The organism is Aestuariirhabdus sp. LZHN29 (assembly GCF_049985285.1).
GTDB lineage: Bacteria > Pseudomonadota > Gammaproteobacteria > Pseudomonadales > Aestuariirhabdaceae > Aestuariirhabdus.
This window is the reverse complement of record NZ_JBNIEU010000001.1, coordinates 1,189,769-1,204,501: the sequence shown is the minus strand read 5'-3', so window position 1 is coordinate 1,204,501 and position 14,733 is coordinate 1,189,769. Positions and strand designations below refer to the sequence as shown.

The following is a 14,733-nucleotide window of genomic DNA, read 5'->3' as shown; positions in this document are numbered from 1 at the left end:
CGGGAATGATCTAGACTTAACGGCGATTATTTCAAAACCGATGGAAAAGGAATCCCGCCATGAACATATTACGATCCCCCCGATTACTGCTTGGCTCTCTTATACTCTTTTTGCTCGGCGGCTGCGCTACGGAAGGGCCCTGGTATACCGATTGGCGTAACTGCGCCATGGCTGGCGCTGCGGTGGGCGGTGGCGCAGTAGGCGCCAATGACAGTGACGCCGCCCTCGGAGGGGCCGTCGGTGGCGCCATCGTCAGCGGATTGATCTGTGCTGCGATTGACACCACCCCCCCCGACAGCGATGGCGACGGTGTGCCCGATGACAAGGACCAGTGCCCTGCCACACCGATGGGTGCCAAGGTCGATGCCGTAGGCTGTGAACTCGACAGCGATGGTGACGGCGTCGTTGACCGCCTCGACCAGTGCCCCAATACCCCTCGCGGTACCGAGGTGGATCGTTACGGTTGCCCGGTCAAAAAAGCGCCTCCTCCAGCCCCTGTCGTCATGGACGGTGACAAAGACGGTGTGCCCGATGATCGAGACTTCTGCCCCGATAGCGAAGAGGGTATCACCGTCAATGAAATTGGCTGCGACGATGCTCGACCAACCCTGCTCAGGGGGGTGAACTTCGCCACAAACTCCACCGACCTGGTGGATAATTCACCGCAGATTTTGAACGATGCGGCCAATCGCCTGAAGCTCTACCCCGATGTAAAAATTGAGATCGTCGGCCACACCGACAGCCGAGGCACCGCGGAGTACAACAAGGACCTGTCACAACGCAGGGCCCAGGCTGTGCACGACTACCTGGTCGCCCAAGGCGTCAAGGACGATAACATTAGTGCCCGGGGAATGGGGGAGGAGGACCCCATCGCTGACAACGCTAGCGCTGCAGGACGCGCCGAGAATCGTCGCGTGCAGATTAAGGTTATCAACTAGACAGCACAGATAATCGTATTATTTACGGCACCCTCGGGTGCCGTTTTTTGTGCGCGACCGGTACACTAGCGCCATATCAGTACGAGGACCCTTCGTGAAAAAACGTATCTATATCGCCTACACCGGCGGCACCATTGGCATGCACCGCTCCCCACGGGGTTACGTTGTCATGCCTGGATTTGCGCGCTTGATCGAGGAAAAGATCCCACCCCGCCTGTCCGGTGAGATGCCCGATTACGACCTGCACGAATACCCCACCCAGCTCGACAGTAGCAACATCGTGCCCGCTGACTGGTTGGCGATCGCCCGCGATATCGCCAATCGCTACGATGACTACGATGGCTTTGTGGTACTGCACGGCACCGACACCATGGCCTATACCGCGTCCGCTCTCAGCTTCATGCTGCGGGGCCTGGGAAAGCCCGTTATCATCACCGGCTCCCAAATCCCCCTCAGCGAGACCCGCAACGACGCCCAGGACAATCTGGTAACGGCTATTGAACTCGCCTGCGATTTTGCCATTCCCGAAGTGTGCCTCTACTTCAATGGTCGCCTGCTTCGAGGCAACCGCAGCCTCAAAGTCAAAGCGACCGGTTTTGACGCGTTCGATAGCCCCAACTGTCCCTGGCTGGCCCAGATTGGTATCCATATCGAACTCAACCACCGAGTATTGATGCCTCGCCCTCGCGCAACAACCTTCGAACTCCCCCAGAGCTATGGAGAGAACCGGGTGATACCGGTCCACCTGTTTCCCGGCATCACCGGTGCATTCATCGATGCGGTCACCCAATCACCCTGCCGGGGTTTACTTCTGCGGAGCTTTGGAGTCGGCAACGCCCCCGATAACAACCCCGAATTTCTCGATGCCCTGGCTCGCGCCAATGACCGGGGCATTATCATCATTAACCTCAGCCAATGCCTGCAAGGCGGGGTAGATCAAGGCAGCTACGCCACGGGGTCAGCACTGGCCAACGCAGGCGTCATCAGCGGCGGCGATATGACCCTCGAAGCGGCTTTTACCAAACTGCATCACCTGTTTGCCTGCGGGCTCGACGAACACCGAATAGGCCGACTTATGCAGCAAAACCTCTGCGGGGAGCTGAGCGAAAGCGCCAACTAAAGACCCTGTTGAGTTTTCCCCCCCAGCCTCTATGCTGATTCCATGACGCGGAGATCATTGACAGGGTGGATACTGGTATTGCTACTCGGGGGCTGCACCGCAGACCAGCAGTTTCGGCCTGAAAACCTCGCCAAGCGCGATCTCGACTTCGTCGCCGACGCCCACATCAACCAGGTCGACCAGCATTTACAGCTCTTGATGCGCAAGCTCTACCTGCGTAATCCCAGGGAGCTGCGCAAAACGCCCGGGGCCAACATCCAAAGCCGTATCGACCTGATATTCTCATTGCCCCCGCCGCTGATCTTTGACGAGTTGGGGGGGCGACAATCCATCGACGCCATGCTGCTGGCCATGGGCTCCGAGTTCCGGGGTGACCGGGTATTCGCGCTGATGGTCGGCCTCACCGGTATGCTGCATCGCGCGTACGACAATAAAGCAGAGTTTTTTGTCCTCGACGCACTGGACGCACAAAAGCTTTATGACAGCGCACGCAATATCGAAGTACTCGCGTGGCGTTTGAAAACCCGCACCGATGCCGCCGGCACCCCGCTGATCCTCACCAATAGCCTCAGCAGCCAAGACCCGAACCTTAGCTTCGAGCGCCTGTATGGAAAATTAATTGCATTACAAGATAACCTCGCCCTGATCGTTTCCCAGCGTAACCAGCGCACCATCAACATGCTGGTGCATGGGCTGGCCTCCAGCTTCCTGCCGATTTAGATCAGGTAGTCGTTGGAGAAACTGGCTTTCTGCATCTGCCCGGAGATATCCTTGAGGGCGTTCCCAATCTCCTCCACCGGCTTGGGTTTACTGAGCCAATACCCTTGGGCGACATCGCATTCATACGTTCTCAAACGACGGTACTGATCTTCATCTTCCACCCCCTCTGCAACCACCCGCAGCTCCAGTTTATGGGCCATGGCGATGATCGCCTCGACGATCATCTGGTCACTACGGTCGGTCGCCAGTGATTGAATGAAGCTGCGGTCGATCTTCAGTTTATCGATCGGGAAGCGTTTCACGTAGGCAAGGGAGGAGTACCCGGTGCCAAAGTCGTCAATCGCGATACGAATGCCCATCGCCTGGATGCTGGCCAGCACCTCGATCGCCGCCTCGACATCATTCATCAGCACCGATTCGGTAATCTCAAGCTCCAGCCGGCCTGCATCAATGCCACTGGCAGCGGTAATTGCCGTGATACGCGACAACAACGCCGTGTCAGCAAACTGTGCCGGAGAGAGGTTAACCGCCATGATGGAGTCCGTGCCCAGTATTGCTTCGTGATCACGAAGCAGACGGCAGGCCTCTTTCAACACCCAATACCCCATTTCACGAATCAGACCGGACTGCTCAGCCACACCGATAAAGGCATCAGGGTAGAGCAACCCCTGTTGTGGGTGTCGCCAACGAATCAGCGCCTCGTACCCCATGACCTCGCTGGATGGAAAACTGATCAGTGGCTGCAGGTGAAGTTCGAATTGTTGCTCGTCCAACGCTACCCGCAGATCCTCCTCCACTTCGAGGCGCTTTAACACCTGCTTCCGCATTTCAGCATTGAATAGTTTAAACTGGCGCTTGCCATCCCGCTTGGCGTCATACATCGCCAGATCCGCATTGCGCAGCACAGCTTCTCCGTTTTCTCCATCTTCGGGTAGCAGGGTGACCCCGATAGAGACCGACACCAGAAACTCTTTTTCAGCGATCAGCAGGGGGGTCTCAACGGAGGCGATCAGCTTGTTACAAACGCGGGTAATCGCACCGATTTCGTGGGTATCCTGCAGTAAAACGCCAAATTCATCCCCCCCCAGGCGAGCGACCAGATCACTATCGCGCACCACCGAGCGCAGCCGCTGTGCCACCCGGGTCAGCAACAGGTCGCCAGCCGAATGCCCCATGGTGTCATTCACCAGCTTAAATTCGTCGAGATCGAGGTAGAGCAACGCCGCCTTGTTCCCGTCACGATGCAGCCGCTTGAGCGCCTGATCAAGCTGCTCGTGCAGCAGCCGACGGTTGGCCAACCCCGTGAGCGGATCGTAGAACGCGAGCTCCTCCAACCGACGGGTTTTCTCATCCACTACCTGACGCAGCTTTTCCGGCTGTTTTAGCAGCAGGTTCACCACTGCCGCCACCAGCAAACCCGCCAGCAGACTGGCGCCATAGCCCAAGGAGAAGAGCAGCCCCAGGCTCGACTGGGGCCGACTCATCGCCAAGCGCCACTTGGCGTTTGGTACGGTGATGTCGTATTCGGTAGCGCCAGCGTCAATACTCTCTTGGCTTTGGGCAAATACAACCGACTCGCGAGATACGGGGTCAAACCGGGACAACCGATAACGATAGCCTTTGCGCTCCAACTCGTTGAGATCCGTGACCTTGAGCAGGTCGTCAAGGAAAATCAGCGCCGAGGTAAAGCCCCAAAAATATTCTTCCCCGTCGCTGTAAATGAACACGGGGTTGCGGCCAATCACCGCAATGCCGCCCTGAACCAACTCAAAAGGCCCGGCCAATGTCAGGCTACGGGTATCAATCGCTTTGCGTGCCTGCTGACGACGGCTGTCATCGTTCAGAATGTCGTGACCCAGTGCGCGTTCATTACCCGCCAAGGGGTAGACCTTGCGAATTACGCCATCGGGGGCCAGCTGCAGATTGGACACGCCGCCGATCGCGTCGATGATACCCTGGGCATATTCGTCGAAGGTGTTAAAGTCGCCACCCTGCTGGCGGATCTCCTGGGCCAGTATATCGGTCGCCGACAGCGACCGAGACAGCCTGCGCTCAATCGCGGAGGCTTGAGAGTCTACCAACTGCTGCATCAGCAACTGTTGCTCATTCTGCGCCGAAGTACTCGACAGCTGGGTCCAATAGCTGCCGGCCCACAGCACCACTGCAAAGCAGAGGAAAGCGATTAACGGACGGCGGTAGCGCTGGAAACTAGTCATCACACACAGGGTAGCAGGTAAGGGGTGCGCGAATAAGTCTCCTCACTCTATCAAGGCATTTTTTTCACACAGGTTAAAGTAAAGATCACGCAGCCGTTAAAAACCTTAAGACGATGGTACAAAACAGGTCCGGCTTCTCGGCGTGCAACCAGTGGCCCGTACCGCTTATAACCTTAAGCTCTGCGCCAGGAAACAGCGCCCCGACCTGCCCTCGGTACTTGGGCAATATATAGTCGGAGTTGCCCCCCTTGATAAACAGGGTCGGCCCCCGAAAGGGACTGCCTTGCTGCCCCCGCATGATATTTTGATATTGTCCATGTAAAACCGGCAAGTTGACCCTCCAGCCGAATCCCCCCGCACCTTCGGCACGGCGCACCAGATTCTTCAGCAAAAAGGAGCGTACGGGGAGCTCGGGGACAAAGGGAGCCAACAGTCGATCCGCCTCGCCTCGCGAATGCAGCGTCGCAGGATCAAAGCTGAGCAAGCCTTTGAAGATCTGGCTGTGATGGTCGTCATAGGTAACCGGTGCGATATCGGCAACCACCAGCTGCTTCACCCGTTCCGGGTGGGACAGCGCCAACTGCATGGCGACCTTGCCTCCCATCGAGTGCCCCAGCAGGCTCACCCGCGCCAGTTTCTGCTCATCGAGAAAGCGCAGGATATCGCCAACCATAAGCTCATAGCTCATCATTTCATGGTGCGGTGAGCGCCCATGGTTACGCATATCCAGCGAATAGACGCTAAAATGGGCACTCAGCTGTTTCGCCACATACCCCAGGTTCTCCAGCGAACCAAACAGGCCGTGAATCAGCAGCAGGGGGTCTCCCTGGCCATCTTTGCGAAAATGAAGCTTCATTGCGATTTTACCCTCGGCTGGAACAAGCGGGAGGGATTATACATCTCCCGCGCTCTGGAGGCAGACCGCAGGAAAACTCAGGCGCCCGGCAGCACCACACGGCTGGTAACCGGCTGTTTCAGGTCAACACCTAACGCCGCGTTCACCAGATTGATAGCCGATATGTTGTGGCCACTGATTTTTGCAACCCACCCCTCGGGGCCGAGCAGGCGATCGCTAATCTGGCGCGGCGTTTGCCCTTGGCGGGCCAGAGATTGAGCCTCATCGCAGAAACTCAGCAAATTATCGAATTTAGCCTGCAGAGATTGCTTACCCTGTTCGACGATGCCACGGTGCGGGCAAAACATCACCTCAAAGTCCAGTTCCAACACCTTACCAATGCTGTCGATCAGCTGCGACAGATCCTCATCGGAGCGCAGCATCCTGAGCGACTTCGCAATATATAGGTCACCGCTAAAAAACCACTTTTGGCGAGGGAGGAAGAAACAGGTCAGGTCTTTGGCGTGACCTGGAGTATGTACCGGATAGACAGGACTGCCGTCGGCCAACGCCACCTGGCCTGGCAGCGGCGCCGTTTCAACCGGGTGCGAGCGCCCCCATACAAAACGCTGTACCGGCGGAATCACAAACCCCTGGCGGAGCTTCTCCCGGGCCAGCTCCGGTGCCAGCGGAGTGATAGAAAACTGGCGCGAGAGCCGCGCAGCATTGCCGCTGTGGTCCTCATGGTGATGGGTTATCAGCAACTGTTCAAGGCGGCGCTCATCCACAAACTGACGCACCGACCGCCACTGGTTGGAGGGGCCACAGTCGATGAGGGTCGACCCCATTCGGTAGACGATAAAGGTGGTGGTGATGCCGGCATTGAGGCGTCCGACTCGGACCCCCTCTACCTCCGCATGCTGAAAGCGTTCGCGTATGGGCATGATCGTGCTAGGTTAGATTATGGAGGGGATGCTGCAACAGTCACCGACTGGGGACAATGGCGAAAACCAACGAATCGAGTGTCGAAATCCACCAGAATCCAGCAACCAGCGAGCCAGATCCCTTTCCCGCTTGATCGTCGCCACCGAACTGTTTACCGTCCAAGGCAGGGAACAACAAACAACGCAGGAGCCCCCATGAAAATTTTTGAAACCAAAACAGCCCCCAACGCCCGCCGCGTACGCATGTTTCTTGCCGAAAAAGGGGTGGAGGTCGACTATCTGCAGGTGGATATTACCCAGGGGGAAAACCGCTCGGCCGAGTTTCGCTCCAAGAATCCCTGGGGCAAGGTACCGGTTCTGGAACTGGATGATGGCACCTGCATCTCCGAATCGATCGCGATCTGCCGCTACTTCGAAGAGCTCCAACCCGAACCCTCCCTGATGGGCGAGTCCCCGCTGGAAAAGGCCCAGATCGAGATGTGGCAACGACGCATGGAGTTTTCCCTGATGATGAGTGTTGGCATGGGTTTCCAGCACCTGTCAGGTTTTTTCAAAGACCGCATGACGCCGATCAAGGAGTGGGGTGAGATCAACCAAAAAGCCGCCACCCAGATGCTCGCCATCCTCGATACTCACTTGGCCGATAGCACCTACATTGCAGGGGACCAGTTTTCCGTCGCCGATATTACCGCCCTGTGTTCGATCGATTTTGCCCGTGTTATCGATGTACGCCCAACCCCCGAACAAGAGCACCTGCAACGCTGGTATCAATTGGTGTCCAGCCGCCCTAGCGCCAAAGCCTGATAAGGATAAATACCATGATCGACCTCTACACCGCGGCGACGCCCAATGGCTACAAGATCACCGTCGCCCTAGAAGAGATGGCGCTGCCCTACAACCTTATTCCCCTCAACCTGATGGAGGGGGAGCAAAAGCGGCCCGAATTTCTCAAACTCTGCCCCAACGGGCGAATTCCCGCCATAGTCGACCACGATAATGATGATTTTGCGGTATTCGAGTCGGGTGCAATCCTGATCTACCTGGCGGAAAAATCGGGGCAATTTATGCCCTCCGACCCCAAGGCCCGCTCGCGGGTGTTGCAGTGGCTGATGTTCCAGATGGGAGGTATCGGCCCGATGATGGGGCAGGCCAACGTCTTCTATCGCTACTTCCCGCAAACCATCCAACCCGCTATCGACCGCTACCAGCACGAGTGCCGCCGCCTGTTCGAGGTATTGGATACCCACCTGGCAGACCACGAGTACCTGGTCGATGAGTACAGCATCGCCGACATGGCGAACTGGGCCTGGGTGCGCACCCACGAATGGTCCGGGGTCTCAATCGACGGTCTGGATCACCTCAAGCGCTGGGTCGATACCCTCTACCTACGCCCTGCGTGCGCAAAAGGGATTACCCTGCCGCCCCGGCAAGATGCCAACACGGTGAAGCGGGCAGGTTCATCCATGATCACCCGCTGACCGAGGCGTTATGGGGTGGGAGGGTGTCAGCCCCCCTCACCCTAGGGCAGCGTTCACGAACTCCCGCCCATAGAAGCATTACGTCTTAGGACGTCGTTTTCATGGGGAACGCCTCTAATGCTACCCCCTCTCTTTGCCTATACTGGTTCTCAGGTACGGCCATAAAGCCACCTAAGAGAAGGAGAAGGCGTAATGAAAGCGAGTTCACAACAGCATCAGATCCTGAACGTACTCTCAACATCACTGGTCGAATTGGTTCGCTATCGGCCCGGCAAGGATATCAGTCCCAAACTGGTCGCACTTGAGGCCAAGCTTCACTCCCAGCTTTACGCAATGCCCGCCGACACCACCGAAGATGGCTGGAAATATCCCTGCTAACCCCTACATCCTCGGTTTATTGCAGCTTCCCACCCCCGAACTACAATGACTCTCAACAACAGGTCAATGGAGATCCGGGGTGGAACCACGCACGAATAGCCTAACCCAGGTCAAAGATGCCCCAGCGACAGGGGGCGAGATCCCTGGACAACAGCTGGAGCATTTTTTGGCCGCGCGCAACAGCTTGATGCTGGCGACCACCGATGCCCGCGGGACCCCGCTGGCGAGTTACGCCCCCTGCTACATCGAGCAGGGCAGTATCTTTGTATTTCTCAGCGAACTGGCACCTCATACCGATAACCTACTCCAGGACAACGAGCTGTCGGTGCTTCTGATCGAGGATGAGGCGCAGTGCAGCAACCCTTTCCGGCGCCAGCGCCTTAGCTGCCAAGGAACGGTTATCCGCGTCGAGCGCGACAGTGACCGCTGGTTACAGAAAACGGCGCAACTGGAGAAGCGCCTTGGAAAAACCATGGGGCTGCTTAAGCAGCTCGGTGACTTTCATCTTTTCCAGATCACCCCCACCAGGGGCACGTTCGTGTGCGGATTCGGCAAAGCCTATCGCATTCAAGGGCTCGACGGCGCAAGCCTGGTCGCCATCGAGGGGCGTTGACCCCCTAGGGCGACAACAAACGAATCTGCGCAAAACAGGCCGAGGCCTGCTCTCCGGTGTTATCCGCGTCGCTCATTAACGCAATCCCCGAAACCGGTGGCGGTTCTGCTCCGAAAGCACGCCGATAGTCCGCCGCAATATCCCTCAACTCTGATTGCCATTGACCGGCGCTCGCGTCACCGCCACGGACCACCAGCATCATCGAGTTGTCGGCATAGGGACTCTGCGCCATCTCCCCCGGTGCTTCGGCGCTGGCCCAGACATAATTAAGCACACTATGGGGAGGGTACTCGCCATAGACCAGTCGGTAACCCTCATATTTGATGCTTTGGGCGAAGCCTGCGCGCTCGGGCTGATAGGCAAAACTGATGTAGATTCGAGCTGGAAAATCATCGCCGCTGCGTTCCCCCAAGCGGGCATTTCGATACGTATTCGATATTTTCCAACGCCAGGCGATATGCGAATACTGGGCAGTATCGGTATCTAGTCGATAGATCAATCCCGACGCCGATCCCCGGGCGTCCGCACAGACCATGACTTCACCCTGCTCATCCGAAAACTGATACTGCGTCGGCTCTCTCCCCGAAAAAAGCAGCGGCTGCCAGCCCGCCGGCGGCTCGCCCTCAATCAACGATCCTCCACCGAGCAGATCACCTGATTCCCCCCTCGCACCTACCGGAAGCAGTACCACAACGATGACCATCAGTCTGGCGAGTCGCTTCATGGCACCACGAGCCTGCCCCCCTTGCGGATCAAGTGATAGGGTGAAGCGCACTTCAGGAACCTTGCTGGACGTCATAACGGTAATGCAGAATCTTCAGCCCCTTGTCAGGGTGCTGCTCCGGGAAATCGGCGCCAGTTTCGATGCGCCCGATATAGCTCAATGCGTCACCGCTATCGCGCACCAGCTGCTGCAGGAAACCAACCCCGAGGTCGGGGTCATTCAGGCACAACAGCACCTCGGCGCCGGGAGTTAACAACTCGGGTAACCGCTTTATCACTTTTTGGTAGTGACGTTCTGCCTCAAAACTCCCCCGCTGAAACGAGGGTGGATCGACGATGACTCGCTCAAAAGGGCCTTTACGTTTAAGTTTGCCCCAGGATTTAAGCAGATCGTGGGGTAAAAACTCGATCCGGTCGAGATCGATGCCATTAATGCGATGGTTAACCCACCCCTTTTGCAGCGAGCGCTGGCTCATATCCAGGTTGATCACTCGCTGGGCCCCTCCGAGCATGGCCGCCACCGAAAACGCACAGGTGTAGGAAAACAGGTTCAACACCCGCTTGCCTTCACAGCCTTCACGCAACCACTGGCGTCCCGTTGCCATATCGAGAAAAAGACCACTATTTTGCTGTTTGCCAAGCTCCAGCTGATAACGCGCACCGGCTTCGGTGACGATGGGCTGCGGGTCCATCTCGCCCCATAGCGCCTCGGTGGGAGCGCCGGGCAGATAGCGCCGTTGCACAAGCAAAGCCTGCAAAGGCCCGCCCTCACAGCGGGACGCGACCTGAAGTAACGCCTCCACCAATTGAGCCAGGGGCCCATCGCCCACCTCACGATAGAAGGTCAACAACCACTGGCGCCCCAGGGCATCGAGATTCACCGCCTCAAGGCCTTCAAAGCAATGCCCTCGACCATGAAACAGGCGACGGACATTATCGGAGATCGGGTCGGCACGCTGTGCGCATTGCTGCAACAACTCATCCCAGGGCCAACTAGGGGGATCAATAAAACTCATAGAATACCTGTGGGTAACGCCCTCGCTGGATCGCTACAAAGGGCAGGCAGGGGGTAGATGATACTCAGGCACCCGGTGGGAGTACCCGATTTTTCGCCTATTATACCCCAGGCTACCGCGATAACCGGAGCTCCGCCTGCAACGACAACCGCCCCCCCCTAAAACAACGCCACCCCAAACAGGCTACGGTGAAACATCAACACCACTGTCCAGGTACTACAGCCAATCAGCACCACCAGCAGATCCCAGTACCAGGCTTTCTTACTATGGGACCTTGTTGCGCCACGGCGATTGGCTGAGGCGATCGCAACCACCGAGTAGAGCGCAAAACCGCCAAACAGGATGGCCGATGCCTGGTCACCGTTGGCGAGCAGGTGGCCCAGCGCCCACAGGATCACCCCGCCCAGCATCGGGTGGGGGGTGAGCCGGCGCAAATTCGATGGCAGATAAGCCGAGATCACAAGAATAAAGGCCATCAGCACCAGAGGCGCAGTAAAGCTTCGCCCCCAGGAGGGTGGCGTCCAGAGTGGGACTTCGGGGGCCTGAGCCTTACCCATAACGATCATCACCAACGCCAGTGCCGAAATCAGCGCAAAAACACCTTTGTAGGGGAGCTCACCCAGGCGAATCACCAACCCCGCCCTAAATACGGGGGATGCGGGCAGCATGTGAATGGCGATAAACAGTAACATTCCGAACACCAACAGGGTCATCTCTCTCTCCTTAGCAACAATCGATAGATCGTCGCCAGCATAACAGCGCTCGCGCACAACACCCAACCTCGGCTGACCAACCCGTTGGATCACCACCGCCGCAAGCGCTCCTTTTACCGCGACTCAAGCGGCGACAAGCACACAGATTCCTGTACCGGTGGCTTTCCCCGTAGCCAATTTAGCGCCCCACCATAGCTGGCACGTGCATAGCGCCAACAACTACCCTTTTACTGTGTTCCAGGGTACTCCCTCTTAAACCCTCATTTTGTCTCTAGCGTATGCTGTTTCTGTAAAGGAAGAGTAAGAGCACATGAAGATGTCTCAACTGTGACGTAAACTCTTACAGTCGAGAAAATAGATGACCCCAACCACAACACCGGCGACCTGTTTACGCTTCTATGGATTTTTCGCTCAAACATACCGCATCCTTGATCGGTTGCCTGCTACTGGCAGCCTGCACCAGCATCGAAAGCCGGGTCGAGCGCTCTGACCCCATCATCGCCGACCAGTGGTCTGCCGACGAACTGCAGCAGCAGATGAACCGGGAACCCTGGCTCAACAGCTTCTCCAATGATCAGCTGGTGTTACTGGTGAGGGAGGCGATGGCCGCGAACTACAGCTTGCGCGCCGCCCAGGCCCGCAACGAGGTAGCACTGGCCAATGCCCGTATCGCCGGCGCCGACCGATACCCCGAGCTCAACGCTGCCCTCGACGCCGGCCGACGCAAACAGAACAACGACGGCAACTCCTCCATCGACAACAGCTACAACGCCGAGCTGGAGCTGGGCTGGGAGGTCGATCTGTGGGGCAAACTCGACGCCCGCACCCAGGCTGCCGTAAGCGACTACCAGGCCAGCCAGGCCAACTTTGAACAGGCACGCTTTCAACTGGCAGCCGATGTCGCCAGCGCCTGGTTCAATGTCAGCGAAGCCCGTATGCAGCTGGAACTGGTTGAAAAGCGGCTACAGAATCAATCCAACAACCTAGAGATCATCCGCCAGAGCTACCTCAGCGGCCTCAGCGAATCCCTCGACCTTTACCTCGCCCGCGCGGATCTGGAGGGCGATCGCAGTCGGTTATACACCCGTCGCCAAAATTTACAGCAACGCACCCGGGAACTGGAGATACTGCTAGGCCGTTACCCCGCCACCGCACTGCAGGCTCCAGCGTCGGTTCCCACCCTGACCGAACCACCCCCGGCCGGAATTCCCTCCGAACTGTTACAGCGCCGCCAGGACCTGACCGCCGCGCGACTCGTGCTACGTGCCGCAGACTATCGCGCAGAGGAAGCCCACCTCAGGCGCTATCCCAGCCTACGCCTCACGGCCCGGGGTGGCAGCAGTAGTGACGAGTTGGGGGACCTGATGCGCAGCGACTACCTGGCCTGGTCACTGCTGGGCGGGCTCACCGCCCCGCTGTTTGACGCCGGACGCCTGCAAGCCGCCGAACTAGAGGCTCGCGCCCGGGTGCGGGAAGCCGAGGCCGACTACGCCACCACGGTGCAACAGGCCTTTTCCGAAGTGGAACAAACCCTCAACGATGAGAGTCTATTACTGGAACAACAGCGCGCCCTGAAAAATGCTGCCAGCGACTCCATCAACGCCGAGAAACTAGCCTTTGATAACTACCGTTCGGGGCTAGTGGAGTACATTACGGTGTTGGAGTCACAACGTCGCAGTTTTGATGCTCAAAGTGCCGAGATCGAGGTGCGTAACCGATTGCTGCAAAACCGAATCAACCTATATCTTGCCCTGGGCGGGGATTTCGCCCTGTCACCCAGCTCCTTCGAGGAACCCTGATGCCCCGTTTGCGCAAAGCGATCGCCCCCTTACTGGTGCTAGCCCTGACGGCGCTAGCGGTTAATTACATCGTTAACAATAAACCCGTTCCCAACAAGCGACCACAACCACGGGCCGAACTGTCCGTTGAGGCGGTAACCCTGACCCCCGGTGATTATCAGGTCAAACTCAACAGCCACGGTACCGTGCAGCCCCATACCCAGGGCAGCCTGATCCCTGAAGTGTCAGGGGCTATCGTTAAGGTGTCCGCTAATTTCCGCGAGGGGCGCTTCTTCGATAAGGGTGAGCTCCTGCTACAGATCGATGATCGCGATTACAACGCCGCACTCACCATCGCCCGCGCCCAACTGATTCAGGCCCGCTTCGAACTGCAAGAGGAGCTAGCCAGGGCCAACCAGGCGAAGCGGGATTGGGAGCGCCTGGGAGAAGAGGGGGAAGCCACCCCCCTGGTGCTGCGAACCCCCCAACTCGCGGCTGCTCGCGCACAAATCGCCTCCGCCGAGGCTCAATACGAACAAGCCGAACTTAATCTGGAGCGCACCCGCATTCGCGCTCCCTACGCAGGGCGCATTCTCAGTAAGAAAGCCGACATCGGCCAGTTCGTCACCAGTGGCACCGAGCTGGCACAGATCTACGCGATCGACTTCGTGGAGGTTCGCCTGCCTCTCAACAACCGTCAGCTTGAATTTGTCGAGATTCCGGAGCTCTATCGCGGTAACCGACCCCAGGAACAGGTGGAGTACCCCGCAGTCACCATCAAAGCGCGGCTGGGGCGAGCCGAGTACCACTGGCAGGGTCGTATCCTGCGGGCCGAAGGCGCGGTAGACAGCGACTCCCGCCAACTGTTCGTGGTCGCGCGGGTCGATGACCCCTACGGTAACGACGGCAGCCAGCGGCCACCGCTCAAGATCGGCCAGTTTGTCGAGGCCGAGATCGAGGGCCGCCTGCTTAAAGGGGTCTTCGTCATGCCTCGCAGCGCACTACGCCAGGATAACCAGGTCGCCCTGATCAAAGACCACAAGCTGCAACGACTGCCGATCGAGCTGATCTGGAGTGATGTTAACGCGGCGGTTATCGAGGGCCCATTGCAGCGGGGCGACCAACTGGTAACCTCCCCGACCGGAACCGCGATCAGCGGTACTCCGGTCAGCATCAGCTCCCTCGACGGCGAAGCACAGCTGGCCAGCAAACCGACCAAGTCCGCGCCTGTCGAATCGGCACCAGGGCAGGGGAGCTAACC

15 protein-coding genes are annotated in these 14,733 nt (G+C 58.0%); 9 read left to right on the top strand and 6 right to left on the bottom strand.

Going from position 1 to position 14,733, the window contains the following annotated elements; all coding sequences use genetic code 11:
• Positions 1 to 59: 59 nt before the first annotated feature.
• The 3 genes from ACP3PW_RS05810 (at position 60) to ACP3PW_RS05800 (ending at position 2,778) form a co-directional block, all read left to right on the top strand.
• Positions 60 to 938 (top strand): OmpA family protein, encoded by an 879-nt coding sequence (locus ACP3PW_RS05810; protein ID WP_426415730.1) that lies wholly within the window; start codon positions 60 to 62, stop codon positions 936 to 938.
• A gap of 94 nt (positions 939 to 1,032) precedes the next feature.
• Complete coding sequence (gene ansA, locus ACP3PW_RS05805; RefSeq protein WP_426415729.1) at positions 1,033 to 2,058, top strand: asparaginase; 1,026 nt, start codon at positions 1,033 to 1,035, stop codon at positions 2,056 to 2,058.
• A gap of 57 nt (positions 2,059 to 2,115) precedes the next feature.
• Positions 2,116 to 2,778: a hypothetical protein gene (locus ACP3PW_RS05800; RefSeq protein WP_426415728.1), complete on the top strand. Its 663-nt coding sequence runs from the start codon at positions 2,116 to 2,118 to the stop codon at positions 2,776 to 2,778.
• Here the strand turns inward: ACP3PW_RS05800 and ACP3PW_RS05795 are convergent.
• The 3 genes from ACP3PW_RS05795 to ACP3PW_RS05785 all read right to left on the bottom strand — a co-directional run bounded on the left by ACP3PW_RS05795 (position 2,775) and on the right by ACP3PW_RS05785 (position 6,773).
• Entirely contained in the window at positions 2,775 to 4,994 is a 2,220-nt protein-coding gene (locus ACP3PW_RS05795) for a bifunctional diguanylate cyclase/phosphodiesterase (RefSeq protein ID WP_426415727.1), read from the bottom strand. The genes ACP3PW_RS05800 and ACP3PW_RS05795 overlap by 4 nt on opposite strands.
• An 85-nt stretch (positions 4,995 to 5,079) precedes the next feature.
• Entirely contained in the window at positions 5,080 to 5,850 is a 771-nt protein-coding gene (locus ACP3PW_RS05790) for an alpha/beta fold hydrolase (protein ID WP_426415726.1), read from the bottom strand.
• Between the two features lie 77 nt (positions 5,851 to 5,927).
• Positions 5,928 to 6,773, bottom strand: a complete 846-nt coding sequence (locus ACP3PW_RS05785; RefSeq protein ID WP_426415725.1) for an MBL fold metallo-hydrolase — start codon at positions 6,771 to 6,773, stop codon at positions 5,928 to 5,930.
• A gap of 195 nt (positions 6,774 to 6,968) precedes the next feature.
• On the opposite strand from ACP3PW_RS05785, the gene ACP3PW_RS05780 reads away from it, so the two are divergent.
• From ACP3PW_RS05780 to ACP3PW_RS05765, 4 genes are all read left to right on the top strand, one after another.
• On the top strand, positions 6,969 to 7,577 hold the full coding sequence (locus tag ACP3PW_RS05780; RefSeq protein WP_426415724.1) for a glutathione S-transferase family protein: 609 nt from the start codon (positions 6,969 to 6,971) through the stop codon (positions 7,575 to 7,577).
• Between the two features lie 14 nt (positions 7,578 to 7,591).
• Positions 7,592 to 8,251 carry a glutathione S-transferase family protein gene (locus ACP3PW_RS05775; protein ID WP_426415723.1) on the top strand — a complete coding sequence of 220 codons (660 nt, stop codon included), beginning with the start codon at positions 7,592 to 7,594 and terminating at the stop codon, positions 8,249 to 8,251.
• A 192-nt stretch (positions 8,252 to 8,443) separates the two neighbouring features.
• Positions 8,444 to 8,629, top strand: a complete 186-nt coding sequence (locus tag ACP3PW_RS05770) for a hypothetical protein (protein ID WP_426415722.1) — start codon at positions 8,444 to 8,446, stop codon at positions 8,627 to 8,629.
• Positions 8,630 to 8,708: 79 nt separating this feature from the next.
• Positions 8,709 to 9,242, top strand: a complete 534-nt coding sequence (locus ACP3PW_RS05765) for a HugZ family protein (protein WP_426415721.1) — start codon at positions 8,709 to 8,711, stop codon at positions 9,240 to 9,242.
• A 4-nt stretch (positions 9,243 to 9,246) separates the two neighbouring features.
• Here the strand turns inward: ACP3PW_RS05765 and ACP3PW_RS05760 are convergent, their stop codons facing one another.
• The 3 genes from ACP3PW_RS05760 to ACP3PW_RS05750 all read right to left on the bottom strand — a co-directional run bounded on the left by ACP3PW_RS05760 (position 9,247) and on the right by ACP3PW_RS05750 (position 11,790).
• Positions 9,247 to 10,041 (bottom strand): DUF3047 domain-containing protein, encoded by a 795-nt coding sequence (locus tag ACP3PW_RS05760; RefSeq protein ID WP_426415720.1) that lies wholly within the window; start codon positions 10,039 to 10,041, stop codon positions 9,247 to 9,249.
• Positions 10,019 to 10,981: a class I SAM-dependent methyltransferase gene (locus ACP3PW_RS05755; protein WP_426415719.1), complete on the bottom strand. Its 963-nt coding sequence runs from the start codon at positions 10,979 to 10,981 to the stop codon at positions 10,019 to 10,021. Before ACP3PW_RS05755 ends, ACP3PW_RS05760 begins: the two co-directional genes overlap by 23 nt.
• A 158-nt stretch (positions 10,982 to 11,139) precedes the next feature.
• On the bottom strand, positions 11,140 to 11,790 hold the full coding sequence (locus tag ACP3PW_RS05750; RefSeq protein WP_426415718.1) for an NnrU family protein: 651 nt from the start codon (positions 11,788 to 11,790) through the stop codon (positions 11,140 to 11,142).
• Positions 11,791 to 12,092: 302 nt separating this feature from the next.
• Here ACP3PW_RS05750 and ACP3PW_RS05745 point away from each other — a divergent pair, with 302 nt between their 5' ends.
• Together ACP3PW_RS05745 and ACP3PW_RS05740 are read left to right on the top strand one after the other, a co-directional pair.
• A complete protein-coding gene (locus ACP3PW_RS05745) occupies positions 12,093 to 13,493 on the top strand; it encodes an efflux transporter outer membrane subunit (protein ID WP_426415717.1) in 1,401 nt (466 codons plus the stop codon).
• The gene (locus ACP3PW_RS05740; protein ID WP_426415716.1) at positions 13,493 to 14,731 is read left to right on the top strand and encodes an efflux RND transporter periplasmic adaptor subunit; all 1,239 of its coding nucleotides are present in this window, start codon (positions 13,493 to 13,495) and stop codon (positions 14,729 to 14,731) included. Before ACP3PW_RS05745 ends, ACP3PW_RS05740 begins: the two co-directional genes overlap by 1 nt.
• The last annotated feature ends 2 nt before the right edge of the window (positions 14,732 to 14,733 follow it).

Bases quoted from the DNA above. Each gene is read 5' to 3' on its own strand.
- ACP3PW_RS05810 (WP_426415730.1), top strand. From the start codon at position 60: ATGAACATATTACGATCCCCCCGATTACTGCTTGGCTCTCTTATACTC.
- ACP3PW_RS05795 (WP_426415727.1), bottom strand. From the start codon at position 4,994: ATGACTAGTTTCCAGCGCTACCGCCGTCCGTTAATCGCTTTCCTCTGC.
- ACP3PW_RS05790 (WP_426415726.1), bottom strand. From the start codon at position 5,850: ATGAAGCTTCATTTTCGCAAAGATGGCCAGGGAGACCCCCTGCTGCTG.
- ACP3PW_RS05785 (WP_426415725.1), bottom strand. From the start codon at position 6,773: ATGCCCATACGCGAACGCTTTCAGCATGCGGAGGTAGAGGGGGTCCGA.
- ACP3PW_RS05780 (WP_426415724.1), top strand. From the start codon at position 6,969: ATGAAAATTTTTGAAACCAAAACAGCCCCCAACGCCCGCCGCGTACGC.
- ACP3PW_RS05775 (WP_426415723.1), top strand. From the start codon at position 7,592: ATGATCGACCTCTACACCGCGGCGACGCCCAATGGCTACAAGATCACC.
- ACP3PW_RS05770 (WP_426415722.1), top strand. From the start codon at position 8,444: ATGAAAGCGAGTTCACAACAGCATCAGATCCTGAACGTACTCTCAACA.
- ACP3PW_RS05760 (WP_426415720.1), bottom strand. From the start codon at position 10,041: ATGACGTCCAGCAAGGTTCCTGAAGTGCGCTTCACCCTATCACTTGAT.
- ACP3PW_RS05755 (WP_426415719.1), bottom strand. From the start codon at position 10,981: ATGAGTTTTATTGATCCCCCTAGTTGGCCCTGGGATGAGTTGTTGCAG.
- ACP3PW_RS05745 (WP_426415717.1), top strand. From the start codon at position 12,093: ATGGATTTTTCGCTCAAACATACCGCATCCTTGATCGGTTGCCTGCTA.
- ACP3PW_RS05740 (WP_426415716.1), top strand. From the start codon at position 13,493: ATGCCCCGTTTGCGCAAAGCGATCGCCCCCTTACTGGTGCTAGCCCTG.